A 25,337-nucleotide genomic window follows, 5' to 3' on the forward strand; every position below is an offset into this window, starting at 1 on the left:
GCAAAAGGCACGCGGTCAGGCAACATCGGGAGCAAGCCCCCGATAAACGCCCTCCCACTGCTTGTAGGCATACGGTTTCAGGTACTGTTTCACTCCCCTAACAGGGGTTCTTTTCACCTTTCCCTCACGGTACTGGTTCACTATCGGTCGCCAGGGAGTATTTAGTCTTGGATGATGGTCCACCCAGATTCACGCAAGGTTTCACGTGCCCCGCGCTACTTGGGAATTTATCCCAGAGAGAGCAAAACCTTTCGCCTACGGGGCTCTCACCCTCTACGGCGGACCTTCCCAGGTCCTTCGGCTAGATAATACTTTTATAACTCTCCGACCTGTCCACAGCCCGGTCCGGATAAATCCCACAACACCGAATGAGCAACGCCTGTGAGCTTGACACACATTCGGTTTAGACTGTTCCCTTTTCGCTCGCCGCTACTAAGGGAATCGCTCTGCTTTCTTTTCCTCAGGATACTAAGATGTTTCAATTCTCCTGGTTACCCTCACACGCCTATGAATTCAGCGTATGATGACGTGCGTTTCCACACGACCGGTTTTCCGATTCGGAAATCGACGGGTTAAAGCCTGTTGGCGGCTAACCGTCGCTTATCGCAACCAACTACGTCCTTCATCGACTCCTGGCGCCAAGGCATCCCCTGAATGCCCTTTTACGCTTGATCAAAACTTAAATCAGCTACTTTCTTCCCGCGATTTCACAAAAAGATCATGAAATCTACGTAGAAATATCGTATATTCAAAACCCCACAATTTCAAAGAACTGTTGAATTCCCAGTTAATTAGCTGGAAATTTGCAAAAATTTAATACGCCAATCACTTCCATCAAGTTAAATGGTGGAGGTGAACGGTCTCGAACCGATGACCTCCGGCTTGCAAAGCCGGCGCTCTCCCAACTGAGCTACACCCCCGTAAAGCAAAAACGTTGATTTACTTGGTGGGCCTAGATAGATTTGAACTATCGACCTCACGCTTATCAGGCGTGCGCTCTAACCAGCTGAGCTATAGGCCCATCATCAGCGCGCCGCTGATAAAATCCCAGCGAAGCCGGGCTAACAGCCCATGCCGCAGGTTCGAGCAGCGAAACATTATTTAATAAGAGAGCGTCAAGAGTGAAATGCGGAATTGACCTGGATAATTTTCCAAAATCAAAAACGAATCAATGATTTTTTAGAAAACTCCTTAGAAAGGAGGTGATCCAGCCGCAGGTTCCCCTACGGCTACCTTGTTACGACTTCACCCCAATCATCAATCATACCTTAGGCGGCTTCTTCCAAAAGGTTAGAATACCGACTTCTGGTACAACCAACTTTCGTGGTGTGACGGGCGGTGTGTACAAGGCCCGGGAACGTATTCACCGTGGCGTTCTGATCCACGATTACTAGCGATTCCAGCTTCATGAAGTCGAATTGCAGACTTCAATCCGAACTAAGACCGGTTTTTACGGGATTGGCTCCACTTCGCAGCTTTGCAACCCTTTGTACCGACCATTGTAGCACGTGTGTAGCCCTGGACATAAGGGCCATGAGGACTTGACGTCATCCCCGCCTTCCTCCAGCTTATCACTGGCAGTTCGTTTAGAGTACTCAACTAAATGTTAGTAACTAAACGTAGGGGTTGCGCTCGTTGCGGGACTTAACCCAACATCTCACGACACGAGCTGACGACAGCCATGCAGCACCTGTCCAAGGGTCCCGAAGGAAAGCCTCATCTCTGAGGTTGTCCCAAGGATGTCAAGCCCGGGTAAGGTTCTTCGCGTTGCGTCGAATTAAACCACATGCTCCACCGCTTGTGCGGGCCCCCGTCAATTCCTTTGAGTTTCAACCTTGCGGCCGTACTCCCCAGGCGGGGCACTTAACGCGTTAGCTGCAACACTGACCGGGTCGATCGGCCAACATTTAGTGCCCAACGTTTACGGCTAGGACTACCGGGGTATCTAATCCCGTTCGCTCCCCTAGCTTTCGTGCCTCAGCGTCAGAAACGTGCCAGAGACTCGCCTTCGCCACTGATGTTCTTCCTAATATCTATGCATTCCACCGCTACACTAGGAATTCCAGTCTCCTCTCACGCCCTCAAGACTCGCAGTTTCAAAGGCAGGTCCCCGGTTGAGCCGGGACATTTCACCTCTGACTTGCGAATCCGCCTACGCACCCTTTACGCCCAGTGATTCCGAACAACGTTTGCTCCCTCCGTATTACCGCGGCTGCTGGCACGGAGTTAGCCGGAGCTTCCTCTGGAGGTACCGTCAACTATCGGGGTATTGGCCCGATAGGATTCTTCCCTCCTGACAGCGGTTTACAACCCGAAAGCCGTCATCCCGCACGCGGCGTCGCTCGGTCAGGGTTTCCCCCATTGCCGAAGCTTCTCGACTGCTGCCTCCCGTAGGAGTCTGGGCCGTATCTCAGTCCCAGTGTGGCCGGTCATCCTCTCAGATCGGCTACCCATCGTCGCCTTGGTGAGCCGTTACCTCACCAACAAGCTAATGGGACGCGGGCCCCTCCTCGAGCGGCAGGTCCGAAGATCCCCACCTTTGCACCCTCCCCCATGCGAGGGAAGGGACACATGCGGTATTAGCCATTCGTTAGAATGGTTATTCCCCACTCAAGGGCAGATTGCCCACGCGTTACTCACCCGTTCGCCACTCTACTAGCCGGACCGAAGTCCGGCGTTCGCGTTCGACTTGCATGCCTAATCCACGCCGCCAACGTTCGTTCTGAGCCAGGATCAAACTCTCCGTGGTCAAGAATCGAACGGCCACCTCCGAAGAGGCAGCCAAATTCAAGCACAGAAATATAAAGAGCCAAGCCGGACCGGGTAAAAGTCACCCGGAAGGCAAGGCCCACAGAGCCTTTACGAAACGGTGCACACCATGTTTTCAAAGACCGTGCGTCGATTTCTCGCATCAACGCGGAGGGCAATCTAGCATCCGGATTCCGCGGAGTCAACCTTTTCGACAAAAAAGATTCGACCCGCCCGAACCGCTCCAAGCTGTGGCGAAACCAGAGGTTAGGCCAGATTTGAACCCGTCACCAAACCACCGAATAGAAGAAATACGCGAACTATTCCAAGAAAACGACCAGAATGGGACATGATTCGCGGCACTCCGCCGCCGATTCGGAGAACTGAGCGCGCTAGACGCTCCCCCCGCCGAATCTCACTCGCAGAAACCGGCGCTTGCCCACCTTGAGCCGGATCTCCGTCCCGGGTTCCGCCGGAATCCGGGACTGCGGGTCCGTCCACTTTGAGTCGTCCACCTGAACGCCGCCGCCCTTTACCAGGCGCCGCGCTTCGCTCGTAGACGGCGCAAGCCCGGTCTCCTTCAGCAAGTTGGCAATCGGGACTCCCTCGGCATTCGCCGGCACCTCCGCCACCGGAACCTCGTCCGGAGACTCCTTTCGGCGCACCACACGGTCGAAATGAGCCCTGGCCTCCGTCACGGCCTCCGGGGTATGGAATCGCCCCACAATGGCCGCAGCCAACGCATCCTTGCGTTCCAGCGGGTTTCCTCCCGCTTCGAGACCCTCCAGGGCCTCTCGCATCGCCTCGGCTCCAAGCCCCGAGACCATCCGGTACCACTCCGGCATGAGTTCGTCCGGGATGGACATCACCTTGCCGTACATGTCCTCCGGAGCGTCGGTGACTCCCACATAGTTTCCCAGTGACTTCGACATGCGCTGCACCCCGTCCAGTCCCGTGAGCACGGGGAAGGTCAACGCCACCTGCGGCTCCATGCCGTACTCCTTCTGGATGTGCCGCGCCGCCAGCAGATTGAATGTCTGCTCGGTGGCCCCGATCTCCACATCCGCGCGGATCTCCACCGAGTCGTATCCCTGCATCAGCGGGTAGAGGAACTCATGGACGGAGATCGGGCGCCCCTCGGTGTATCGCTTGTGGAAGTCGTCCCGCTCCATCATCCGCGCGACGGTGAACCGTGAGGAGAGCTCCAGAATGCCCGCAAAATCCATCTCCGCGAACCAGTCACCGTTGAAGCGAACCTCCGTTCGCTCCGGGTCCAGGACTCGCGAGAACTGCTCCCGGTAGGTTTCGGCGTTGGAGAGAATCTCCTCGCGCGTGAGCCGCGGCCGGGTCTTGTTTCGGCCGCTGGGGTCTCCGACCAGCGCCGTAAAGTCCCCCACGATCACCACGACCTGATGCCCCAGGTCCTGAAAACGCCGGAGGACACAAAGGCCCACCGTGTGCCCCAGGTGAATGTCCGGGGCCGTGGGGTCAAACCCCTGCTTCACGCGAAGCGGCCGTCCCTCCCGCCGGGACGCCTCCAGCTTGTCGCACAGGGCTTCCTCCGTGTAGATCTCCTCGAGCCCTTCGCGGAGGGTCTCCATCTGGGTCTCAACAGGCAGAAAAGTCATGGGGGCCCTCTGAGGTTGGCACTTCGACCCGGAATCCTATCCATGATCCACGCCCGTGGCGAGAGTCGAAATCCACAAACCTGCCGCTGGTGGCGCAGCCTCCGCTCAGATGGTAGAATCGCATATCGTCCGCTCCCCCCCGGCGGGCAGACCCGCACCGGCCCGTCTGCCTGAGTTCGCCGCCCATACCACGGAGTACCGCCGATGACCCGCAAGCTGCTTGCCTTCGCACCTTTCGCCCTTACACTCCTGTTCTCCGCAGCTCCGGCTCCCGCGCTCGACCCGGCCTCGGGGGCCAACATCCTGGTCGCGATAGAGCCCGCCGATCGGGCGGCATTTGTGGACCTTCTCTCCCGCGACCTCGACGAGATCCGTCTCGGCTCCCGCTGCGAGTTTCTCGTGACCCCGGAGCAGAGACGCGAACTCCTTGCCTATGGTCACGAAGTACAGACGCTGAACCCGGACATGCTTCAGGGTCTGCGCGAGATCAAACGGTCCCGCGGCGACCTCGGTGCCTACACGACCTACTCCGAGATGATCGCGAGGCTGAACGCGATGGCCTCGGCGTATCCGTCGCTGGCAAGCCACTCGGTGATCGGCGTCCCCTCGCACGAAGGGCGCGACATTCACGCGCTGAAGATCTCCGACAATGTCGCCGTCGACGAGAACGAGCCCGAGGTCCTCTACATGGCGACCTACCACGCGCGGGAACTCATCACCGTGGAGATCGCGCTCGCGCTGGCCGACAGCCTGCTCATGAACTACGGCACCGATCCCAGACTTACGGACTGGGTGAATACCCGCGAGATCTGGATTCTCCCCATGGTCAACCCGGACGGGCATGTCTATGTGGAGAATGTGGATTCGAACTGGCGCAAGAACCGTCGGAACAACGGCTGGGGATCCTTCGGCGTGGATCTCAACCGGAACCATGCGTGGGAGTGGGGAGCTGACGACATCGGATCCAGTTCGTACTCGGGCAGTGAAGTCTACCGCGGACCCAGCGCGGTTTCGGAACCGGAGATCCAGACGGTGCAGAGCTTCGTGGACTCACGACAGTTCGTCTTCTGCCTGTCCTTCCACAGCTACAGCAACCTCTGGCTCTGGGGTCCGGCCCATGTGCCGGGGCTTTCCGAAGACGAGGACATCTTCTCCGAGTTCGGCGCGCAGGTGAACGCGCTCAACGGGTACGCACCGGGAAACCCCGCCTCCGGAACGATCTACATCGCCAACGGAGAGGCGAATGACTGGATGTACAACTCCCCGACACACCCGAAGATCTTCGGGTTCACCCCGGAGGTCGGCGGCTCCTCCGACGGGTTTTACCCGCCGGAGAGTCGCATCCCGGCGCTCATCGCCGAGAACATCGAGCCCGCGTGGCTGTGCCTCGCCTACGCGGAAAGGCCGGGGCAGTTGGCTCCTCCGGGAGCGCCCGCGATCACTTCCCCGTCATCCAGCGGTTCCGGGTCGTTCACGCTGGAGTGGGACGCGCCCACCACGGCGGACACGCAGCCGGTCTCCTACGAAGTGGTCGAAATGACCGGGCCGGCCGCGTCCACCGACGGACTGGAGTCGGGCGGCGGGAACTTCACCGGGAACTGGTCGCCGTCGTCCGCGCGGGCATACGCCGGGAGCTTCAGCCTCTATTCGGGAAGCGGCGACGCCATGAACCGGATCTCCATCGCCTCCGAGGACTACCTGGTGCAGCCGGGCGACGCGCTGACCTTCCGGGGGTGGTACGACATCGAATCGAACTGGGACTACGCCTATGTGCTCCTCTCCACCGATGGGGGCCGCTCCTTCACGAACCTCCCGGGAACGGGCACTTCCGCCTCCGATCCGAACGGCAGCAACGCCGGGAATGGAATCACCGGGTCCAGTGGAGGATGGCAGGCGATGTCGTTCGACCTGTCCTCGTGGGCCGGGCAGCCGGTTCGCCTGGGATTCCGGTACAGTACGGACGCTTATGTGACCGAAGAGGGCTTCTACGCGGACGACATCCATCCCGTCATGGAGTGGGGCTCCGCAACCGTGGTCGCGGCAGCGGCACCGGGCACCACGCTCCCGCTCACCGGGGTGCCCGACGGCACCTACCACTACAAGGCTCGCGGCAGGGATGCGGAAGGAGACGACGGATACTGGTCCGCGCCGTGGGAGGTCGTCGTGGAATCCGCGACCGAGGTGGCGACCGCCCCGGCAACCGGACGATTCCATCTGACGGCGGCGACACCCAACCCCTTCACCAGAGAGACCGGAGTCTCCTTCGGCCTCAGGGAGCCGGGCACTCACCGGCTGACCGTACACAATGTCGCCGGCCGCCTGGTGCGCACGCTCTCGGATGGATCGCTGGGCGCCGGAACCCACCACGCCGTCTGGGACGGCCGGGATGACCGTGGACGAACCGCGCCGTCAGGGGTTTACTTCTACCGGCTTGCAACAGGATCCGGCACGCTGGACGGGAGGGTGGTCCTCCGAAGGTAGTCGGACACCCACTGGAGGGCCCCGGGTGCGAAGAAAGCGACGCCGAAGGCCCGAGGGCGGTGGAGAGCGGCGCAAGCCCGCTCAGCGGCAGCCCCCGCCCGGCGGGAAGCCTCCAGGGGGCGCGGCGAGCAGCGACCGGTCTCCGCCCGCCCCAAGGCGTGGCGGCAGGCGGTCGGGCTTCGCTCTCTTCGTGCAGGTGTGGCTCCTCCTCACGCTTCTCGCGATCCTCGCGGGAGGCGGCGCCTTTGTCGCGGCACTCCTTCGATTCCAGAACGAACTCCCCTCCACCGCGCACCTGGAACGGATCGAACCGCCGGCAAACACGCGCATCCTCGACCGCAACGGCACTCCGCTCGGAGACCTCTTTACGGAAGACCGCCTCCTGACGACGCTGGATCGGATCCCGCCGGAGATGATTGCCGCAGTGATCGCCACCGAGGACCGGCGGTTCCACGATCACTGGGGGATCAGCTATATCGGGATGGCGCGCGCCGTTCTCGCCAACCTGCGCCGGGGCCGCACCACGCAGGGCGGAAGCACCATCACCCAGCAGCTGGCCCGCAACCTCTTCCTCACCCACGAACGCACGATGACCCGGAAGATCAAGGAAGCCCTGCTCACGATCCGACTGGAGAGGATCTATGCCAAGCGGGAGATCCTCTCCATGTACCTGAACCAGATCTACTACGGGAACGGCGCCTACGGTGTGCGCTCGGCCTCCCGCGAGTACTTCGACAAGGACCCGACGGACCTGACGCTGGAGGAGTGCGCATTCCTCGCGGGGATCCCGGCGAATCCGACCGTGTATGACCCCCGGCGACGCATGGAGAACGCGCTTGGGCGTCAGCGTACGGTGCTCGCCATGATGGTCGACCACGGGAGCATCTCGGCGGACGAAGCGGCGGCGGCCCGCGCCGAGCCGGTCCGGCTGACGGTCCGGGAGCGCCGATCGATGGCGGCGCCCTACTTCGTGGAGCAGGTTCGGCAGTATCTGGAGACGAACTACGGGGCGGACCAGATCTACCGGAACGGGCTGTCGGTGGCCACCACGCTGGACCTGGAGATCCAGCGAACCACCGAAACGGCGCTGGAAGATCAGTTGCGTCGCCTGGAAGAGAAGAACCTCTACGAAATCGTCCGGGACTCCACATGGGTAGCCCCCGCAGAGCCTCTCTCGAACTCACCCTATGTGCAGGGCGCCGCCATTGTTCTGGACACGAAGACCGGTGCGGTCGTCGCCATGGTGGGCGGGCGCGACTTCTGGGAGAGCCGTTTCAACCGTGCCACGCAGGCCCGACGCCAGCCGGGGAGCGCATTCAAGCCGTTCGTCTACATCGCGGCTCTGGAGCAGGGGATTGGCGCCTCCACGATCATCCGGGATGAGCCGCTCGTTGTTCCGCTCCCCAATGGCGATGTCTACAAACCGGAGAATACCTACCGTTCCTTCCGCGGTCCCGTGACCATGCGCACGGCACTCACCAAGTCGATCAATGTCCCCGCCGTCCGCATGATTCTCACGGTCAGCCCACGCGCCGCCGTGAATGTGGCCCGGCGTTGCGGTATTTCGGGAGTGCTGCATCCCTATCCGTCGCTGGCTCTCGGCGCATCCGAAGTCACGCTGATCGACCTCGCCTCCTCGTACAGCGTCTTCCCGAATCTCGGGATTCATCACGAACCCTGGTTCATTCAGAGCGTCGCCGACCGCAACGGCACTGTTCTGGAGACAGGGCGCCCCACAACGCGCGAGGCGCTCGCCGCCCCGGTGGCTGCCGTCATGACGAATCTCCTCGAAGGCGTGGTGGACCGGGGAACCGCCAGTTCGGTTCGGTGGAAAGGGTTCCGGCTGCCCGCGGGCGGCAAGACCGGAACGATGGACGACTACATGGACGCGCTCTTCGTGGGATTCACGCCTCAGTACACGATGGCCGTCTGGGTGGGATTCGATGTGAAGAAGACGCTCGGAGAGAAGATGACCGGAAGTGCCGCCGCGCTCCCCGTCTGGATCGAGGTCATGAAGGCGGCCCACGCGAACCTCCCCGACCCTCCCCCGTTCGAAGTCCCCGACGGCGTGGTCTGGCTGGAGGTCTGCCCGGAGTCCGGACTCCTCGCCAAGGGCGAGTGCGTCGCCTCCTTCCCGGAGATCTTCGTTCAGATCGACGCTCCCGACGACACCTGCCCCATCCACGGAGAAGAGGCGGCCTATGACGCGCAGACCGGAGATCTCCAGTTCGACCAACTGGATCGGGACTCCTTCGAGGGAAAGACGATCGAGTAGCCTTCGTTTCTCACCTTCCCGGGCACCTGCCCGTCGGTTTCCGGTTGCGGGGTCTTCGCGGATCCCGTACTCTGTCCGGCTACTTCGCGAATCGGAGGAGTAAGGTGGCGAAAGGTACGAGAGAGAAGATCCGCCTGGTGTCGAGCGCCGGGACGGGCTACTTCTACACGGTGACGAAGAATCGGCGGCTCCACCCGGACAAGCTCAAGATCCGGAGATACGACCCAAGAGCCCGCAAGCATGTGGAGTTCGTTGAACAGAAGATGAAGTAGGCCCCAGCGCCTCGGGAGATCGAGATGAGCAGGTATTGTCAGGTCACGGGAATCAAGCCCATTTCAGGCAATAATGTCAGCCACGCCCACAACAAGACGCGGCGGCGCTGGAAGCCCAACCTGTCCTACAAGCGGTACTTCTTCGCCGAGGAGAACCGCTGGATCCGGCTCAAGATCTCCGCGCGCGGCATTCGCCTCATCGACAAGAAGGGGCTGGCCACGGTCATTCGAGAGATGCGCTCCCGGGGGGAGAAGGTCTAACCCCGCCCGGCCAGCGCTTTCTCCAGCCCGGCCCGGGCCTTTTCATTCCCCGGCTGAATCCGGAGAGCTTCGCGATAGCTCGCCGCCGCGCCGTCGAAGTCCCCGCCGCGCAGAAGCGCATCTCCCAGCCTCCGGTGCGCGGAGAAGAAATCCGGGTTGATCGACAGCGCCTTGCGGTAGGAGTCCATCGCCTCCCCGGAGTGCCCCGACTCGTCCAGAGAGTCGCCCAGACGCTTCCATGCGGCCACGAGGCTCGGGCGCAGGCGAACCGCTTCGCGAAGGCTTGCCACGGCTTCCTCCGGACGCCCCAGTTCCAGAAGCGCGTCTCCCAGCTGCTTGTGTCCCTGCGCGTGGTCCGGGCCGGTTTCGACAGCGCGGCGATAGCTGTCGACCGCCTCCCCGAGGCGTCCCACCGACGCCAGTTCCTCCGCCATCGCGAAATGCGCCAGTGAGTTGCGCGGCATCCGATCCACGGCCTGCTCAAACGCACCCAGGGCGCCTGCCGGATTTCCCTGCCGCGAGAGGGCAAGCCCGTAGCTGTAGAACGCCTCGGAACTGTGCGGAACGCGCCGCGTGACCTCCCGCCACTGGCGCACCGACCCCGTCGGATCGCCGACGCGACCGAGATGATCCGCAAGAAGAGCACGGAGTACGGTGTCATCGGCGTGCTCGGCAAGCTGCGCCCGAAGAGTGTCCACCGTCTTCCGCAGGTAGTGCGGCAGGAGGCGTGCCGAGAGACTGTCCCGCGCGGCCTCCACCGATGCGCGGCGCTCGTCCGCATTCAGCTGCCCGGTGAAGGGGGGACGCTCAAACCGCCTCGTCATCCCCTCCAGCGCGGCGTGCCGCGCCCCGTCACTCCAGCCGAGCCGCTCCGCGCATCGCGCAAGCGAAGGCACCGCCCGGGGAGCCCGCTCCGGCGCCAGACCCGCAAGTGTCGCGACGGCCAGTTCCCGCGCCACCAGCCAGTTCCCCGGGAAGGTGAAGTGAACATGATCGAGGAAGGAGTCCGCCGCGGGAATCCCCCCCGGTGAGGATTCGGCAACCGCCTTCTCCGCATCGGCGAAAAAGACGCCCTCCGCCGGTCCGGCCGCTCCCAGTTCCCGGATGATCGCGTTGATCCGCCGGTCCGCCCGGAAGCGGAGGGCGTCGGTGTCCCGTGCGCGACCGTAGGCGAGGCCCGCCTCCTCGAAGCGCCCGAGCGATTCCAGGCACATCCCGCGCCGGTAGTGCGTCTCGGCGTGCCCGGGTGCCATCTCCTGCGCCTCCGTGAACGCATCCAGCGCCCCCGCCGGATCTCCCGCCTCCTCCCGACGGACTCCCGCCTCGACCGCCCTCTTCCACCGCGCCCGTTCCTCCGGCGACCACCCCGGCGGCTCATGAGAAGCGAACGGCGGGCACGCACCCAGGTTCACCGCCACGGTCGAAAGGACCACCGGGACGCCGCTCCGCTTCGCGGCGTGGAGAATCTCCGCCAGATTGTCCTGCATTCCGGCATAGACGCTCTCCAGAGCCGGATGATCCTCGGGCAGCGTCTGCCCCATCACCGACTCCATCCCCTGCCAGGCCTCCGGCCCGCGAAGGGCACGGGAGATCCGGTCCAGCCCGGCATAGAGAAGCTGTCCGGTCCGTGTTCCCCGAAGCGCAATCACCGTCCGCGCCACCCGCGGCCCGGCCCCCGGAATCCCGAATGCGGACCCTGCGCCGAATGGCCCCACGACCTCGTTGTTCCCCAGATAGACCACCAGAGCGTCCGCGTCTCGATCCAGGCAGTCCCGCGCGATGAGCCGGACCACATGGGAGTTGATCGCCGTCATGGCGGCATTGACGACTTCCACGCGTCGCCCGGGAAGCGCGTCCTCCAGCATGGCCTGCAGGATGCGCGGAATCCCGAAGGAGGCATCCGGGTCGCCCATCGCCGCGGATCCCCCGACCACGAACACGCGCACCGTGCCGGGGGCTTTCTCAAGGGGGAGCACAATCCGCGCCGGAGTCCGCGCGAGGCGAGCCGGGAAGAAGCGGCGGCCGAAGGCGGAGTTCTCCGTCAACACGGGACCGGATTCGTGCGTGGCCTCCAGCAGGAAGTCCGTGGGCGTCCCGTAGCCCGCGAGACGGAGCGCCCCTTCCAGCAGGAGAAAGGCCGCCAGCGGGACACCGAGGACCGCAACCATCGGGAATGCCCAGCGGCGCCATCCCACGAGCTGCCCGGCTGCCCGTGCGGAAGGATCCGTCATGTCAGGCCACCCCCGGAGCGCCCCGGTCGATCACGAGCGGGCGCGCTTCCATCGGCTCTTCACAGAGGCGGACGGCACGGAGCAGCCGGGCGGTCGCCGCGGCCGCGTCATCCGCGGTCCGTGCATGGACTTCGGCGAAGGGATCCCCCTCTTCCAGAACATCCCCGAGCCGCGCATGGAACACGATCCCTACCGCCGGATCCACGGCGTCCCCCACCTTCGCACGGCCCGCCCCGAGTCCGTTCGCCGCAAGCCCCACCTCCGCGGTGTCGATCGCGGCCAGAACACCCGCTTCCGGCGCGGTCGCCGCCACGCAGACCGGCGCGCGCGGCAACTTCCCGGGATCCGTCACGGCGGCCGGATCTCCGCCCTGGGCCGCCACCCAGTCTTCGAAGCGCTCCATCGCCGCCCCGGATGCAATCCGCTCCGCAAGAAGGTCCCGGCCGACCGCCCGGTCCTCCTCCACGCCCGCAACCGCGAGCATCTCCGCCCCCAGTGCCAGCGTCAGCTCCACGACATCCTCCGGCCCGCCCCCGGTGAGCACCTCTACCGACTCGGCGATCTCCAGCGCATTCCCCACCGCGCACCCCAGCGGCTGGTCCATGGAGGTCACCAGAGCCACCGCCCTCTTTCCCATGCGCTCCGACACGGCGACGAGCACCCGCGCAAGTTCCCGGGCATCCTCGAGATCCCGCATGAAGGCGCCGGAGCCGGTCTTCACATCCAGCACGAGCGCACCCACCCCGGCCGCGTATTTCTTCGAGAGGATACTCGCCGTGATGAGCGGGATGCTCGGCACGGTGCCGGTCACATCGCGCAGTGCGTAGAGACGCGCATCGGCGGGCGCGAGGTTCTCCCCCGCGCTGGCAATGCAGAATCCGGTCTTCCCGAGGACGCTCCGAAACTCCGCGGGCGAAAGGTCCGTGCGAAGCCCGGGGATCGACTCCAGCTTGTCGAGCGTTCCTCCCGTATGCCCGAGTCCGCGCCCGGAGATCATGGGGACGCTCACGCCGGCGCTGGCGACCAGCGGCGCAAGCGGGATGCTGATCTTGTCCCCGACGCCGCCGGTGGAGTGCTTGTCCACTTGAACGCCCGGGCGATCGGACAGGTCCAGCACCTCGCCGGACTCCATCATGATCCGCGTCAGCGCCGCCGTTTCATCCGCCTCCATGCCGCGGAAGAGCACCGCCATCAGCCATGCGGAAATCTGGTACTCGGGGATGTCGCCGCTCAGAAGACCGCGAAGCAGCGCTTCCATCTCCTGCGGCGTGGTGGGGTGGCCTTCCCGTTTCCGGACGATGATCTCCGGGATGTTCATCAGCCTTCGCCGTCCGGCCCGTCGCTTCCCTGCACGATCTCGATGGAGGCGCTCGCGCCGATCCGGGTGGCCCCCGCCTCGATCATGCGCCGGGCTCCTTCGGCGTCGCGGATGCCCCCCGCCGCTTTGACGCCCATGTCCGGGCCGACAATCCGCCGCATGAGGCCGACATCCTCCACCGTCGCTCCTCCGGGACCGAAGCCGGTGGAGGTCTTGACATAGTCCGCCCCCGCCGCCTTCGCCAGCGCGCAGCCTTCGACCTTTTCCTCGTCCGTGAGGTAGGCCGTCTCCAGGATGACCTTGACGCGTGCGCTCGGACGGGAGCACTCCACGACCGCGCGAATGTCCCGCTCCACCGTTCCGTAGTCTCGGGACTTCAGCGCGCCGATATTGACGACCATGTCCACCTCGGTGGCCCCGTCGAGAACCGCGCGACGGGCCTCGAAGCTCTTCGTCTCCGGGCGGTTCATCCCGTGCGGAAAGCCCACGACCGTACACACCTTGACCTCGGTGCCACGAAGCAGATCCGCGCAGACCGCCACCCACCACGGCTGCACGCAGACACTGGCGAAGGAGTGCTCCGCCGCTTCCCGGCAGAGGCGTTCGATGTCCTCGCGGGTGGAGTCGGGCTTGAGCACGGTATGGTCGATGAGCGAAGCCACTCCGCGCGCGGGGCGCTCGCCGGGAACGCCTCCGACACGGCAGATGCCCATGTCGCGGCAGAGCCCCGCGAGGTCCTCCTCCGGCACGCAGGCGGGATCCGTCACGGACGGTGCTGGCGAAGCGCAGTCGCACGCGGGTGCGGACTGCGGCGGCGCGGAGAGCGCGCGCACGACCTCCTCGGTGATCCGGGCGACCAGTTCTTCGCGGCTCATGATCCCAGCTCCATGATCTTCTCCACGCGTCGGAGGTGCCGATCCCCGCCGAAGTGCGTCTGGAGCCACAGGTCCACCATTCGACGGGCGAGCGCCGCCGGAACGACGCGGGCGCCGAGCGAAAGCACATTGGCATCGTTGTGCTCGCGGCTGTTGAGAACGGTGGCGACATCGTGGCAGAGCGCGCACCGGACGCCCGCGACCTTGTTCGCCGCCATGGACGAACCGATCCCGACCGTGTCGATCACGATTCCCGCCTGGCACTTCCCGTCACGCACGCGCCCGGCGACCGCCGCCGCGTAGTCGGGGTAATCCACGGACTTCCGACCCTGGGTGCCGCAGTCTACCACCGTGTACTTCTTCGCCTCCAGAAACCGCACAAGGTCGTCCTTCAGCACGACGCCCCCGTGATCGGATCCGATGGCGACCGCTTTCGGAGGCCACAACGCGGGGACCGGCGCACGCGAGGACGGACGCGCCTCCCCGGAATCCATCCTGTCCACCACGCGGCGGACGACTTCCGCGACGAGAGCCTCGTCGGGGGTGTTGGTGTTCATTCCATCTCCAGCGTGAAGGGCCGGGGAAGCAACTCCCCCAGCGTGGTTCGGGCGGTTCCCTCCGGGGAATCCACCCACACGGGAAGATCATCCCCGCCGAACTCCCGGAGCACCTGTCGACAGGCCCCGCAGGGCCACGGCGACGAAGGCCCCGGCGAATAGACCGCCACAGCGGCAAGTGGTGCGGAAATCGGGTCCACCAGCCCCTTCTCCCGGGCCGAGAAGACCGCCACCCGCTCCGCGCACATGGAGAGCCCGTAGGACACATTCTCCACATTGCAGCCGGTCACGATCTCGCCGGAAGCGGTGAGGACCGCCGCGCCCACCCGGTACTTCGAGTAGGGCGCCCAGGCACGGTCCGCGGCCGCGCGGGCCGCACTCAGCAGTTCTTGTTCCCTGTCCGCATTCATGCGCCGAGTGTCCCCCTTTCCGGGCCAGCGGGCAAGTCCCGGAGAAAGGAATGTCCCGCCGGAGGCGAGTCCAGCCCGAAGTTCTCCGCGAGGGTCGCGGCCACATCGGCGAAAGTGCCGCGGGTGCCAAGTGAAACGCCGGGGAGGCGGCCCCCCGTCGAAACAAGAAGCGGCACCTCTTCGCGGGTATGGTCGGTGCCCGGGTGGGTGGGGTCGTTGCCGTGATCCGCCGTGAGGATGAGAATCGTCTCCTCCCCGGCGGCGTCTGCGAGCGCGGGAATCCGCGAGTCCAGATCCTCCAGAGCGCGCGCCATTCCGGAAGGATCGTTCCGGTGGCCGTACTCCGAGTCGAACTCCACCAGATTCGTGAAGACCATCCCCCGGTCCATGTGGCGCAGAGCCTCGGCGGTGGCGTCCATGCACTCCGCCAGCGGCAGCACATGCCGGGAGCGCGTGATTCCCCGGTGAGCGAAGATGTCGTCGATCTTCCCCACGGAGACGACTTCCAGCCCGGCGGCGTGCGCGCGGTCGAGAACCGTGGGCGCGGGCGGCGGCAGCGAGAAGTCCCGGCGCCGGGAAGTCCGGGCGAAGGCACCCGCCTCCCCCGCGAACGGCCGGGCGATGACGCGCCCCACGGCGTGCGGACCGGTGAGGAATGCGCGCGCTTCCCGGCAGAGTTCGTAAAGACGCTGTGGGGGAATCCGTTCTTCGTGCGCGGCGATCTGGAAGACCGAATCCGCCGAGGTGTAGACAATGGGCCGCCCCGTGCGAAGATGTTCCTCTCCGAGGCGGGCGATGATCTCCGTGCCGGACGCGACCTCGTTCCCGAGTGCCGGGCATCCGGCCGCCTGCTCAAACGCCCGGAGCACTTCCTCCGGGAATCCGTCCGGGAATGTGGGCAGGGGCACATCCGTCACCACCCCCGCAAGCTCCCAGTGGCCGGTCGTCGTGTCCTTCCCGGCCGAGGCTTCACGCATCCTTCCCCACGACGCCTCCGGCGTGGCGACCGCGGGAACTCCGGCGATCGTCGCGACATTCCCGAGGCCGAGCCGCGCCAGATTGGGAAGCGAGAGTCCGCCGACCGCTTCGGCCGTGTGCCCGAGCGTGTTGGCCCCCTGGTCGCCGAAGTCGGCGGCGTCCGGAGCGTCTCCGATGCCGACCCCGTCGATCACGACAATGGCCGCACGCGGGAAGCTCATGCGTCTTCGGTCTTCGGGAGAAGGGGCGGCATGGTGCCGAGGAGCGTCCGCTCGCCCACCGTCTGTCCGACGCGCGTGTACACGCGGGCCACGCGGCGCCCGATCCCGCAGAGGATCTCGTAGGGGATCGTGCCGGTGGTCTCGGCGATTCGCTCCACGCGGATCTCTTCGTCGCCCTGCCGCCCGAAGAGCGTGATTTCGTCGCCGAGCTTCGCCTCGGGAACGCCGCGCAGGTCGAAGACCGTGGTGTCCATGGTGACCCGCCCGAGAATGGGAACCCGGCACCCCCGGCAGAGCGCGGCCCCCCGGCCCGACAGCCTGAACGGCAACCCGTGGCCGTACCCGATGGCCGCCGTGCCCACGCGCATCGTCTGCGGCGTGACGAACTCTCCCCCGTAGCTCACCGGGTGCCCGGGGCCGAGTTCCCGCACATGGACGAGGCGACTCGCCAGGCGCATCACGGGCGACAGGCCCTGCGGCGGGACGACGCCGGAGGAGGGCGTGAGGCCGTACGCCAGCAGGCCCGGCCGCACCATGTCGAGGCGCGAACCCGCATGGTTCACCAACCCGGCGGAGTTGGCCGCGTGAAGAAGCCCGGGGCTCAGCCCGGCGGCACGCAGGGCGTCCGCGGTGGCCAGCAGGTCCTCGAACTGGCGCGAGGTCATGGACACGCCGTCCGGTGAATCCGCGCGCGGGAAGTGGGTGTAGGTCCCGGTCAGCCGGATGCCGGGCATCTCGGCAAGCGCGGCGGCAAACGACACCGCATCCGCGGGAGGCAGCCCGGTGCGCCCCATCCCGGTGTCGATCTCCAGCTGAACCCCGATCTCCCGCCCGGCCGCGCGAGCCCGGGCGGAGAGCGCCCGCGCAATCCCGGAGTCCGCCACGGTCGCCGTCAGGTCGTGCTCGACAATGGCCCCGGCTTCCGGTGCCAGCGTCGGCGAGAGGATGATGACGGGAATCCGGATTCCGTCTCGACGAAGCTCAATCCCTTCGTCCAGCGTGGCCACTCCCAGCGAGTGGACTCCCTCCGTCTCCGCAATCCGCCCGATCGGTCCGGCCCCGTGCCCGTACGCGTCGGCCTTGACCACCAGATGAATCTGCACCTGTTCACCCACTTCGCGCCGGATGACGCGGAGATTGGCTGAAAAGGCGTCGAGGTCGATCTCTACCCATGTGCTGCGGTTTTTCACGGGATGCACACTCCTCACCGTCTGAAACGGCAGAATAGCTTGGGCGGCCGCGAACCCGCTACGGCAAACTTGGCGGGAACGGCTCCCCGTGCTTGAACGACGGCAGGGGGACGGCTACTCTCCCCGCTTCCTGATTCAACCTTGGAGTGTGTCATGCCTGTCGAGGCCTTCCGCCGCCTGCTGGAACTGGAGCATACGCTGCGCGCCCCGGGCGGATGCCCGTGGGACGCGGCCCAGACCGTGGAGACCCTGAAGCCGAACCTGCTGGAAGAGACTTACGAAGTGCTGGAAGCGCACTCGTCCGGCGACCGGGACGAGTTCCGGGAGGAGTGCGGGGATCTCCTGTATGTGCTGATGTTTCTGGCGATCGTCGCGGAAGACGAGGGGTACTTCTCCGTGGAGGAGATGATTCGCGGCGCGCACGAGAAAATCCACCGGCGGCATCCGCATGTGTTCGGCGATGCCCGCGCGGAAGATCCCGAAGACGCCAAGCGGGTCTGGGAAGAGGTGAAGAAGCGGGAAGGGAAAGAGGGGCGTGAATCCGTCCTCGATGGAATCCCGCACAGCCTGCCTGCGCTGATGCGTTCGCGACGCGTGCAGGAACGCGCCGCGGCGGTCGGATTCGACTGGAAGAACCCGGACGATGTGTTCGCCAAAGTGGAAGAGGAGATGGAGGAAGTACGCACCAGCTACCACGCGGGGCAGATGGACGACGCCGTGGAGGAGCTGGGGGATGTGCTCTTTGCGGTGGTGAACCTGCTGCGCTTCCTGAACCGGAATCCCGAGGAAGTGCTGGTGGGCACGATCAAGAAGTTCGAGAACCGCTTTCGGCAGGTGGAGGAGGCGGTGAACTCCCAGAGTCGCCGGATGACGCTGGAGGAGATGGAGCGGGTGTGGGAGAAGGCCAAGCGGGACGAGGGCCGTTCGACCAGCTGACTCCGATGAGAAGCTGCCAGTCGGGGAAGAGTTCCCGGGGCGGCCGGTAGGCGGTGGAGGTGGGGTCGTCGCGGGAGAGCGCCACCTTCACGCCGCCGAGAAGCGACACGCCGCCGCCCAGCGCGACCTCGGCGCCCGGCGTGAGAAAGAGCGGGCCTTCCTTCCAGGCCAGCCGGTCGTCGGCAATCCGATCCGCCACCAGCTCCACGAAGACGCGCATGCGCGGGGAGGCCGACTCCAGCGCGGCGCGAAGGTCCAGCCGGACGGAGTCTCCGCGAGGGTGAACCGGCGGCAGGTACCACGCGGGGTACCCGGCCAGTGTGCGTCCCGGGGCGTTGTGGAACGCCCGAAGCCCGGCGTTCAGGTGAAGGCGCGTGACGGTGCGCGACCCGGGATCGGGGAGGCGGACGGAAAGGAGCAGCGCCGCCTCGGGAGTCACGGAACGCGTGGAGAGGCCGCGCGAGCGGACACCCGTGGGCAGCGACGCCGCGATCACCGCTCCGGCGCGAAGCCACCGGGGAAGCCCGGCGCGCCATGCAGCCTGCGCACCGATGACGGCATCTTCCGCGACGATGGGGACGGTGCCGCGATACTCATGGGCGGTCCCCTCCACACTGGCGAACAACGCAACGCCCCGCCCCACGCCGAATAACACGCCGAGCCCGCCGTCGGTCGCCACGCGCCCGCCCTCTTCGGGGTCCTGCGCGGAGTGGAGCCGGTACCCGGTCCCGAGCAACCCGACGCGAAGACCCCCGCGCTCCGGAACGCGGGCGGCCCGGACATCGAAGAGACCCGCTCCACCCGGTCGGGAAGCCTGCGCGGGGAGTGCGCCGAGAAGCCCCACCGCAATCAACACGGCACCGGAGGCGCGGCGGATCAATCTTCTTCCGTCTTCCCGGCACCGGCGACGACGGCCATCTGGAGTTCGTAGAGAATGCCGCCCAGGAGCTTCTCCTCTTCGTCCGTGAGGTTGCCCCTGGTCTTGTTCTGCATCATCGAGAGCGTATCGATGATGCCGCGCGCGTCTTCGGGTTTGTCCGACTGAAGAAGATCCTGCGCGGATTTGCGAAGCATGAGTGCCAGCCCGAAGAGAAGCGCGGAGTCTCGTTCCTCGGGGGAAAGTCCGCTGAGGTCCGGCGCATCGGGAGCGGATTGCTTGTCATCAGTCATGGTAGCTCCTTGCCGGGCAGCGCCCGGTCAGTCTCCGGGGCGGATGAGATCCAGCCCTGTGTACGGCCGCAGAACTTCGGGAACCTCCACCGTCCCGTCGGCCCGCTGGTAATGCTCCAGAATGGTGATCCATGTGCGCGGTGTCGCAAGCCCGGATCCGTTGAGCGTGTGGAGAAGAGCGGGCTTGGCCTTCTTCCCTTCCGGGCGATAGCGGATCTTCATGCGGCGCGACTGGTAATCGCGGAAGTTGGAGCAGGAGCTGACCTCCAGCCAGCGTTCCTGCCCGGGCGCCCAGACCTCCAGATCGAACTTCTTCGCCTGCGTGAAACCCATGTCTCCGGCGCACATGAAGAGCACGCGGTAACGAAGACCGAGCGCGGTGAGGAGCGCTTCCGCGTCCGCGACGAGCGCGTCCAGTTCCTCGGAAGAGCGCGACGGCTCCACGAACTTGACGAGCTCCACCTTGTGGAACTGGTGGACGCGATTGAGCCCCCGAACCTCGCGACCGTGCGAACCCGACTCCCGGCGGAAGTTCGCGGAGAAGGCCGCGTACTTCACGGGGAGGTCCGCCGCCGGGAGGATCTCGTCGCGGTGGAGATTCGTGACGGGGACTTCGGCCGTGGGAATCAGATAGAGATCGTCCCGGCCGACGACATACATCTGGTCCTCTTTGTCCGGAAGCTGCCCGGTGCCGATGACGCTGTCCTCGTTGGCGAGCACGGGCGGGAGAATCTCCCGGTAACCGGCCCCGGCCGCCTGATCCAGGAAGAACGACACGAGCGCCCGCTCCAGCCGCGCTCCGGCCCCGGCATACACGGGGAAGCCACTTCCGGCGATCTTGACGCCGCGCTCGAAGTCCAGGATGCCGAGCGCCTCCGCCAGTTCCCAGTGAGGGCGCGGAGTGAAATCGAATGCGGGGGATTCGCCGGATTCCCGCACGACCACATTGTCCCCGGCCGAATTCCCGGGCGGCACTTCGTCATCGGGGAGGTTGGGCACGGTGAGGAGCCGCTCGTGGAGGGAGGCCTCCACGGATCGCCGCTCCTCCTCCAGTTCGCGGATGGCCTCGCCGATGCGGCGCACTTCATCCTGCGCTTCGTCGGCGTCCTCTCCGGCACGCTTTCGTTCGCCGATCTCCCTGGAACGCGTGTTGCGTTCGTGCTGGCGCGTTTCGAGATCCGCGAGAATGGCCCGGCGCCGGAGGTCCAGTTCCAATATGGGGTCGAGATCCACCTCCACGCCCTTCGCGAGCGCCCCCGCGCGGACGCGGTCGGTCTCTTCGCGGATGGTGCGGATGTCGAGCATGGTTCCTCCCCCCATCGGTCGACAGAATGTCGGCAGAATAGTCGAAGAGAGCGCGACGGGCAACGACCGCGGGCGGACGAAAAGAAGAACGCCCGGGCCGATTGACCCGGGCGTCCGTGGAGAGGAGGGCCCCTCTCCGGTGACAGAGAACCGTCCCTAGAAGGGGCAGTTGGCCTGGACGAATCCCCAGGTGGCGTCTTCGTCCATGGTGTCATGCATGAACATGCCGCCACCGACCTTGACGCCCATGCCCGCCATCTTGTGGCTCCAGACGACATCGATTTCGTTGCCGATGGCATCCCCGTTCACCTGATCGGAGAAGTTGTGGAAGGTGCCCGTCAGCTTCGCACCAGACGGCATGGAGAACCAGCCGCCGCCGTGGAAGTCCTTGAGGCCGAGTCCACCGGTCATCGTGTTGGCCAGATCCATGTAGCCGTGGAACTTGTGGCCAGTCGGATACAGTTCCGTGTAGGCCTCGTTCTCGGCCGTCGCCGCGTCGTCGCCCGTGTAGATGGACGCGCCGCCGGAGACTCCCATGTTTCCGTCCCCGGAAACATCATAGGAGGCGTCCGCAGCGAACAGCCACCCGGAGACATCGTCACCGGTCTGGTAGACGAAGTTCTGCTCCACCGAGATGGCCCCGGAGGAGAAGGTGGCGTAGTCGCCGATGGAGGTCAGACTGGCCTTGTCGGCGCCGTCGTCCCAGCGCTGCATCAGCGCCAGCGGCTCGATGGAGAGGTTCTCGGATGCGTCAAAGTGCATCACCGTTCCCCAGACATTCCGGCCGGTCGCGGCGTCCTCGCGAAGGACGAACGCATCCCACCAGCCGTTCGCCATGCCCCACGAGGTCTTCACGCCGTCGAACGCACGCCCGACATTGCTCCAACCCACGGGGCCGATGACACGCTGGTTGCCGTACGCCATCTCCATACGACCGACGGTCATTCCCAACCCGTCGACCATGAAGTCATCCGCGTGCACCCACGCCTGATGAACATCGACCATGGAGTTGTCGGTGAGGGTGGATCCCTCGTTACCCCACACGCGGGAGTCCTGGAACTGCACATACGCGGTGGTGCCGCCGGCACCCTCGGCGGAAAGCGCCACGCGGGTACGCTGCCAGGTCGCCCAGGCCGCATCCGTATCGGCCACGAACGAACGGTCCGACATTTCTGTGCGAACGCGGACGCTCCCCGACACATCAACGCCATCCGCAAAGGCCGGGGCCACTCCGAGAAGAAGAAGCGCGACAACACTAAGGGCAGCGCCACTCCGGAACAGGAATCGAGACATGGATTCTGCCTCCTGAGAGGTTTCGAGGGGGTCCGCAATCGCGGCCCCTGCAAGCCGGAACGGCGGGAGGCTCCCCCCGTTCCCCATCAACGAGCCCCTTCCGCCTCGGCCCCCTTTCAGGGACTCCCGAGGGTTCCAGAGCCCACGAGCCAGTCGTCAGGCCGTCGCCCAAGGCGACCGCGCGTGCCGAACCCGGCCCGCACCACCCAACCACACATCCGGCTGCCACGAAGGAATCCCACCTTCATGGTGTCTGGCGACAAGATGAGAAGGGAAAACAGCGAAGCTGAAAAGGGAAAAGTGAAGGCTAATAAACGACTACTCACTCCGGTATTATCCAAGCCCCCCCTCCCCGGTCCTGGACTTGCCCCTGTGTCCCCGGCGGGTTTCCGGTGAGGAATCCCGATCTTGCGCGGGACCGGAATCCCTGCGAACCTGACAGCGGGTCCGAAGCGGGCCGCGTTCCGAAAGGAGGGCGAAATGGAAAACATCAAGATCAGGGGGCGGCGAAGGTGATGAGCGGGGACAGATCCGCGGGGCTTCTTGCGGGAAAGAAGGGACTCGTGGTCGGCGTGGCCAACGAGCGATCGATCGCCTGGGGGATCGCTCGGCTGGCAAGGGCGGAAGGCGCGGACCTCGCGTTCACCTATCAGGGCGAGGCGCTGGAGAAGCGGGTGCGCCCTCTGGCGGAGAGCGTGGAATCTTCGGTGGTCGTCCCGCTGGATGTCACCGATGAAGCGCAGGCCGACAGCGCGTTCGACGCGGTCGGGCGGCATTTCGGCACACTGGACTTCGTGGTGCACTGCGTCGCCTTTGCCGAAAGGTCGGACCTGGCGGGCCGGACCATCGACACATCCCGCGACGGCTTCCTGAAGGCGCTGGAGATCAGCGCGTATTCGCTGCTCCTTCTCGCGCGGAAGGCGGAGCCGCTGATGAACGACGGCGGCAGCATCCTCGCGCTGAGCTACTACGGGTCGGTGAAGACGGTGCCCAACTACAATGTGATGGGAATCGCAAAAGCGGCGCTGGAGTCTGCGGTGCGGTATGCCGCGGCGGATCTGGGGCCGAAGAACATTCGCGTGAACGCCATCTCCGCCGGTCCGATCAAGACGCTGGCGGCGTCGGGCGTATCCGGGTTCCGGGGGCTTCTGGGGCAGGCGGCGGAGCGGTCCCCTCTGGGGCGGAATGTCACCATCGACGATGTGGGCGGCGCGGGCGTGTACCTCCTCTCCCCTCTTTCCTCCGGCGTCACCGGCGAGATCCACTATGTGGACTCCGGGTTCAACACCTCCGCGCTTTGAGGGGCGACGCACCCGCCGGGCGCATCGCGGCGTGCCGGGCCTGCCCGAGGCTCGTCACGCACTGCCGGGAAGTCGCGCGGGAGAAGAAGCGCGCTTACCGGGATGAACGGTACTGGGGAAAGCCGGTGCCTTCGTTCGGCCCGATCTCCGCAAGGCTTCTCGTGGTAGGGCTCGCCCCCGGCGCACATGGCGCAAACCGGACAGGCCGCGTTTTCACCGGCGACTCCAGTGGCGACTGGCTCTTCCGCGCACTGTTCGACGCGGGCTTCGCGAACCGGACGGAGTCGATCGCACGCCGGGACGGACTGAAGATGCAGGGCGCGCGCGTGTCGTGCGCCGTCCGATGCGCGCCGCCGGGGAACCGCCCGGAGGCGGACGAGCGAAACCGGTGCCGGGCGTTCCTGGCGGAGGAACTGGCCGCGATGCGCAGGCTCCGGGTGGTCGTGGCGCTGGGAGGGATCGCGTTCGACGCGGTGCGGCGCGCCTGGCGGGAGAGCGGACGCGGAGCGTGGGAAGCCCGGCCGGCGTTCGGCCACGCGAGCGAGACGCGCGCGGACGACGGGACGCTGCTCCTGGGGTGCTACCACCCGAGCCGCCAGAACACGAACACGGGCCGCCTCACGCGGGAGATGCTGGCCGCGGTGATGGGGCGGGGGGGGGGGGGGGCTCGGGGGGGGGCACGGGGGGCTCGTAGGCCAGTTCGAATACTGTGTCGGTCACCCAGCGCTGGAAGCCATCGTTGTCCATGAACTGCTTGAAGACCTGGGCGTCGTCCTGCATGAGCGCGGTCATCACACGAAGGAGAGCACGATCGTGCTCGATGCGGGCGTTCTGCCTGTCGGAGTTGCGTTGAGCATTCCGAAAGGCCCCATCGGCAGCCACCCTCTCCGGGAGGATCTCAGTGATGAGATGGTGGACACGATCCGCATCGTTCCACTGGATATCGCCGAAGAGATCGTTGAAGGCTCGGATAATGCTCGAAAGCAGGCCCAGCTTGGGCTCGGGGCGATAGCCGCCGGCGCTGGTGGAAGGCGGGTCGATGTCCGCATTGTCATCCGCCAGCAGGATCTTCTGGACCGCCCGCTTCTCGACCCGGTAGCTGTCCATGTCGATGGCGTCGAGGACGCCTTTGGACAGATCCTCCTCCTGCGGCGCCGGCAGCTTGGAGACGAGGAAGTTCAGAAAGATGGAGCGCTTCTCCCACGCCGCGTTGGTGTAGGGCAGGACGGTGGAGAGGAAGCCGTAGGTGCGCACGAAGCCTTTGCACTTGCCCTTGAAGTCCACCTGGCCGTCCTCGTCCAGATCGCTCCGGTAGACCGCCACGCAGGCGTCGAGGATCGGGTCGAGCTGATCGCGCTCGGCGCCGCCGAGATAGAGCTGCACGAACTCGTCAATCTGCTCCTCTGAGTAGACTTGCACGCCGTCCAGATCGGCCTGCAGATCGTGCAGCCTGTTGGGGTCGGTCTCGTCGGCCAGCACCGTCGCGCGGTAGAAGTCCGCGAAGGGTAGCCGCACCATGACCTGAATCTGGAGCTGGAGCTGGAGCTGGACGCTCGCTCAGTAGTACTCCCGGATGTAGTCGTAGGCACGACCAAACAAGTCGGCATCTGAATGCAGCTGGTACTTGAAGAGGGTCTTCCGCAGCACCTTCTTCACCTCGCGCTCTCCAGCGTGGGTCGCCTGCCAGCCATCGAAGCGCACGTGTCGAACGATCTCATCGATGTCGTTGACCACGCGCTCCACGATGATTGGCGTCTCTTCGCTCTTCGCTGATTCGAGGAGCTCAGTCAGAGCGGCCTTACCGCGTTCTTCCTGCTCGATCGGGGGGGAGGCGTGTTCAGTTGCGACCACATCCTTGGCAAGCTCGAGCAGCTCCTTCAGGAAGTC

At 65.3% G+C, this 25,337-nt stretch carries 19 protein-coding genes, 2 tRNA genes, 2 rRNA genes and 1 pseudogene; 7 read left to right on the top strand and 17 right to left on the bottom strand.

Annotated features, from left to right (window positions below; all coding sequences use genetic code 11):
• From QF819_09885 to tyrS, 5 genes are all read right to left on the bottom strand, one after another.
• Nucleotides 1–674 (bottom strand): 23S ribosomal RNA (locus QF819_09885); the annotation flags it as partial.
• A gap of 170 nt (nucleotides 675–844) precedes the next feature.
• Nucleotides 845–920: transfer RNA gene (locus QF819_09890), tRNA-Ala, on the bottom strand.
• A gap of 24 nt (nucleotides 921–944) precedes the next feature.
• Nucleotides 945–1,021, bottom strand: a tRNA-Ile gene (locus QF819_09895).
• A gap of 174 nt (nucleotides 1,022–1,195) precedes the next feature.
• Nucleotides 1,196–2,749: ribosomal RNA gene (locus QF819_09900) — 16S ribosomal RNA — on the bottom strand.
• Between the two features lie 391 nt (nucleotides 2,750–3,140).
• Nucleotides 3,141–4,376 carry a tyrosine--tRNA ligase gene (tyrS, locus tag QF819_09905; protein ID MDP6803462.1) on the bottom strand — a complete coding sequence of 412 codons (1,236 nt, stop codon included), beginning with the start codon at nucleotides 4,374–4,376 and terminating at the stop codon, nucleotides 3,141–3,143.
• Between the two features lie 204 nt (nucleotides 4,377–4,580).
• Here tyrS and QF819_09910 point away from each other — a divergent pair, with 204 nt between their 5' ends.
• The 4 genes from QF819_09910 to rpmB all read left to right on the top strand — a co-directional run bounded on the left by QF819_09910 (nucleotide 4,581) and on the right by rpmB (nucleotide 9,665).
• On the top strand, nucleotides 4,581–6,857 hold the full coding sequence (locus tag QF819_09910) for a M14 family zinc carboxypeptidase (GenBank protein ID MDP6803463.1): 2,277 nt from the start codon (nucleotides 4,581–4,583) through the stop codon (nucleotides 6,855–6,857).
• A 190-nt stretch (nucleotides 6,858–7,047) separates the two neighbouring features.
• Entirely contained in the window at nucleotides 7,048–9,132 is a 2,085-nt protein-coding gene (locus tag QF819_09915) for a PBP1A family penicillin-binding protein (protein ID MDP6803464.1), read from the top strand.
• Nucleotides 9,133–9,236: 104 nt separating this feature from the next.
• Nucleotides 9,237–9,404 (top strand): 50S ribosomal protein L33, encoded by a 168-nt coding sequence (gene rpmG / locus QF819_09920; GenBank protein MDP6803465.1) that lies wholly within the window; start codon nucleotides 9,237–9,239, stop codon nucleotides 9,402–9,404.
• A gap of 24 nt (nucleotides 9,405–9,428) precedes the next feature.
• Nucleotides 9,429–9,665 (top strand): 50S ribosomal protein L28, encoded by a 237-nt coding sequence (gene rpmB, locus QF819_09925; GenBank protein MDP6803466.1) that lies wholly within the window; start codon nucleotides 9,429–9,431, stop codon nucleotides 9,663–9,665.
• Here the strand turns inward: rpmB and QF819_09930 are convergent.
• The 7 genes from QF819_09930 to alr all read right to left on the bottom strand — a co-directional run bounded on the left by QF819_09930 (nucleotide 9,662) and on the right by alr (nucleotide 17,445).
• Nucleotides 9,662–11,896 carry a tetratricopeptide repeat protein gene (locus QF819_09930; protein ID MDP6803467.1) on the bottom strand — a complete coding sequence of 745 codons (2,235 nt, stop codon included), beginning with the start codon at nucleotides 11,894–11,896 and terminating at the stop codon, nucleotides 9,662–9,664. The genes rpmB and QF819_09930 overlap by 4 nt on opposite strands.
• 1 nt (nucleotide 11,897) lies before the next feature.
• Nucleotides 11,898–13,214, bottom strand: coding sequence for a thymidine phosphorylase (locus tag QF819_09935; protein MDP6803468.1), 1,317 nt, complete (start codon nucleotides 13,212–13,214; stop codon nucleotides 11,898–11,900).
• Nucleotides 13,214–13,927, bottom strand: coding sequence for a deoxyribose-phosphate aldolase (deoC, locus tag QF819_09940; GenBank protein MDP6803469.1), 714 nt, complete (start codon nucleotides 13,925–13,927; stop codon nucleotides 13,214–13,216). Before deoC ends, QF819_09935 begins: the two co-directional genes overlap by 1 nt.
• Nucleotides 13,928–14,085: 158 nt before the next feature.
• The gene (gene rpiB, locus QF819_09945; protein ID MDP6803470.1) at nucleotides 14,086–14,583 is read right to left on the bottom strand and encodes a ribose 5-phosphate isomerase B; all 498 of its coding nucleotides are present in this window, start codon (nucleotides 14,581–14,583) and stop codon (nucleotides 14,086–14,088) included.
• 59 nt (nucleotides 14,584–14,642) lie between these two features.
• On the bottom strand, nucleotides 14,643–15,056 hold the full coding sequence (locus tag QF819_09950; protein MDP6803471.1) for a cytidine deaminase: 414 nt from the start codon (nucleotides 15,054–15,056) through the stop codon (nucleotides 14,643–14,645).
• On the bottom strand, nucleotides 15,053–16,255 hold the full coding sequence (locus QF819_09955; protein MDP6803472.1) for a phosphopentomutase: 1,203 nt from the start codon (nucleotides 16,253–16,255) through the stop codon (nucleotides 15,053–15,055). The genes QF819_09950 and QF819_09955 overlap by 4 nt, the downstream gene beginning before the upstream one ends.
• Nucleotides 16,252–17,445: an alanine racemase gene (gene alr, locus QF819_09960; GenBank protein MDP6803473.1), complete on the bottom strand. Its 1,194-nt coding sequence runs from the start codon at nucleotides 17,443–17,445 to the stop codon at nucleotides 16,252–16,254. The genes QF819_09955 and alr overlap by 4 nt, the downstream gene beginning before the upstream one ends.
• A gap of 153 nt (nucleotides 17,446–17,598) precedes the next feature.
• On the opposite strand from alr, the gene mazG reads away from it, so the two are divergent.
• Nucleotides 17,599–18,381 carry a nucleoside triphosphate pyrophosphohydrolase gene (gene mazG, locus QF819_09965; GenBank protein MDP6803474.1) on the top strand — a complete coding sequence of 261 codons (783 nt, stop codon included), beginning with the start codon at nucleotides 17,599–17,601 and terminating at the stop codon, nucleotides 18,379–18,381.
• Between the two features lie 876 nt (nucleotides 18,382–19,257).
• On the opposite strand, the gene QF819_09970 is transcribed toward mazG, so the two are convergent.
• From QF819_09970 to QF819_09980, 3 genes are all read right to left on the bottom strand, one after another.
• A complete protein-coding gene (locus tag QF819_09970; GenBank protein MDP6803475.1) occupies nucleotides 19,258–19,551 on the bottom strand; it encodes a DUF1844 domain-containing protein in 294 nt (97 codons plus the stop codon).
• Nucleotides 19,552–19,578: 27 nt separating this feature from the next.
• Nucleotides 19,579–20,856 carry a serine--tRNA ligase gene (serS, locus tag QF819_09975; protein MDP6803476.1) on the bottom strand — a complete coding sequence of 426 codons (1,278 nt, stop codon included), beginning with the start codon at nucleotides 20,854–20,856 and terminating at the stop codon, nucleotides 19,579–19,581.
• A 156-nt stretch (nucleotides 20,857–21,012) separates the two neighbouring features.
• Nucleotides 21,013–22,149 (bottom strand): alginate export family protein, encoded by a 1,137-nt coding sequence (locus QF819_09980; protein MDP6803477.1) that lies wholly within the window; start codon nucleotides 22,147–22,149, stop codon nucleotides 21,013–21,015.
• 515 nt (nucleotides 22,150–22,664) lie between these two features.
• On the opposite strand from QF819_09980, the gene QF819_09985 reads away from it, so the two are divergent.
• Together QF819_09985 and QF819_09990 are read left to right on the top strand one after the other, a co-directional pair.
• The gene (locus tag QF819_09985) at nucleotides 22,665–23,450 is read left to right on the top strand and encodes an enoyl-ACP reductase (GenBank protein MDP6803478.1); all 786 of its coding nucleotides are present in this window, start codon (nucleotides 22,665–22,667) and stop codon (nucleotides 23,448–23,450) included.
• The gene (locus QF819_09990) at nucleotides 23,447–24,199 is read left to right on the top strand and encodes a uracil-DNA glycosylase (GenBank protein MDP6803479.1); all 753 of its coding nucleotides are present in this window, start codon (nucleotides 23,447–23,449) and stop codon (nucleotides 24,197–24,199) included. Before QF819_09985 ends, QF819_09990 begins: the two co-directional genes overlap by 4 nt.
• Here QF819_09990 and QF819_09995 read toward each other — a convergent pair.
• Nucleotides 24,138–24,953: pseudogene (locus tag QF819_09995) on the bottom strand (type I restriction endonuclease subunit R). The gene QF819_09990 and the pseudogene QF819_09995 overlap by 62 nt on opposite strands.
• A gap of 54 nt (nucleotides 24,954–25,007) precedes the next feature.
• The coding region (locus tag QF819_10000; protein MDP6803480.1) for a type I restriction endonuclease subunit R at nucleotides 25,008–25,337 on the bottom strand (330 nt) is incomplete at its 5' end.

The organism is Gemmatimonadota bacterium (assembly GCA_030747075.1).
In the GTDB taxonomy this organism is placed as follows: Bacteria; ARS69; ARS69; order ARS69; family ARS69; genus ARS69.

What these genes read in the sequence shown, in the direction of transcription:
- rpmB (MDP6803466.1), top strand. Translation starts at nt 9,429, where the DNA reads ATGAGCAGGTATTGTCAGGTCACGGGAATCAAGCCCATTTCAGGCAAT.
- QF819_09970 (MDP6803475.1), bottom strand. Translation starts at nt 19,551, where the DNA reads ATGACTGATGACAAGCAATCCGCTCCCGATGCGCCGGACCTCAGCGGA.
- deoC (MDP6803469.1), bottom strand. Translation starts at nt 13,927, where the DNA reads ATGGGCATCTGCCGTGTCGGAGGCGTTCCCGGCGAGCGCCCCGCGCGC.
- mazG (MDP6803474.1), top strand. Translation starts at nt 17,599, where the DNA reads ATGCCTGTCGAGGCCTTCCGCCGCCTGCTGGAACTGGAGCATACGCTG.
- QF819_09950 (MDP6803471.1), bottom strand. Translation starts at nt 15,056, where the DNA reads ATGAATGCGGACAGGGAACAAGAACTGCTGAGTGCGGCCCGCGCGGCC.
- QF819_09985 (MDP6803478.1), top strand. Translation starts at nt 22,665, where the DNA reads ATGAGCGGGGACAGATCCGCGGGGCTTCTTGCGGGAAAGAAGGGACTC.
- tyrS (MDP6803462.1), bottom strand. Translation starts at nt 4,376, where the DNA reads ATGACTTTTCTGCCTGTTGAGACCCAGATGGAGACCCTCCGCGAAGGG.
- QF819_09910 (MDP6803463.1), top strand. Translation starts at nt 4,581, where the DNA reads ATGACCCGCAAGCTGCTTGCCTTCGCACCTTTCGCCCTTACACTCCTG.
- rpiB (MDP6803470.1), bottom strand. Translation starts at nt 14,583, where the DNA reads ATGGATTCCGGGGAGGCGCGTCCGTCCTCGCGTGCGCCGGTCCCCGCG.
- QF819_09930 (MDP6803467.1), bottom strand. Translation starts at nt 11,896, where the DNA reads ATGACGGATCCTTCCGCACGGGCAGCCGGGCAGCTCGTGGGATGGCGC.
- QF819_09980 (MDP6803477.1), bottom strand. Translation starts at nt 22,149, where the DNA reads ATGTCTCGATTCCTGTTCCGGAGTGGCGCTGCCCTTAGTGTTGTCGCG.
- QF819_09935 (MDP6803468.1), bottom strand. Translation starts at nt 13,214, where the DNA reads ATGAACATCCCGGAGATCATCGTCCGGAAACGGGAAGGCCACCCCACC.
- serS (MDP6803476.1), bottom strand. Translation starts at nt 20,856, where the DNA reads ATGCTCGACATCCGCACCATCCGCGAAGAGACCGACCGCGTCCGCGCG.
- QF819_09955 (MDP6803472.1), bottom strand. Translation starts at nt 16,255, where the DNA reads ATGAGCTTCCCGCGTGCGGCCATTGTCGTGATCGACGGGGTCGGCATC.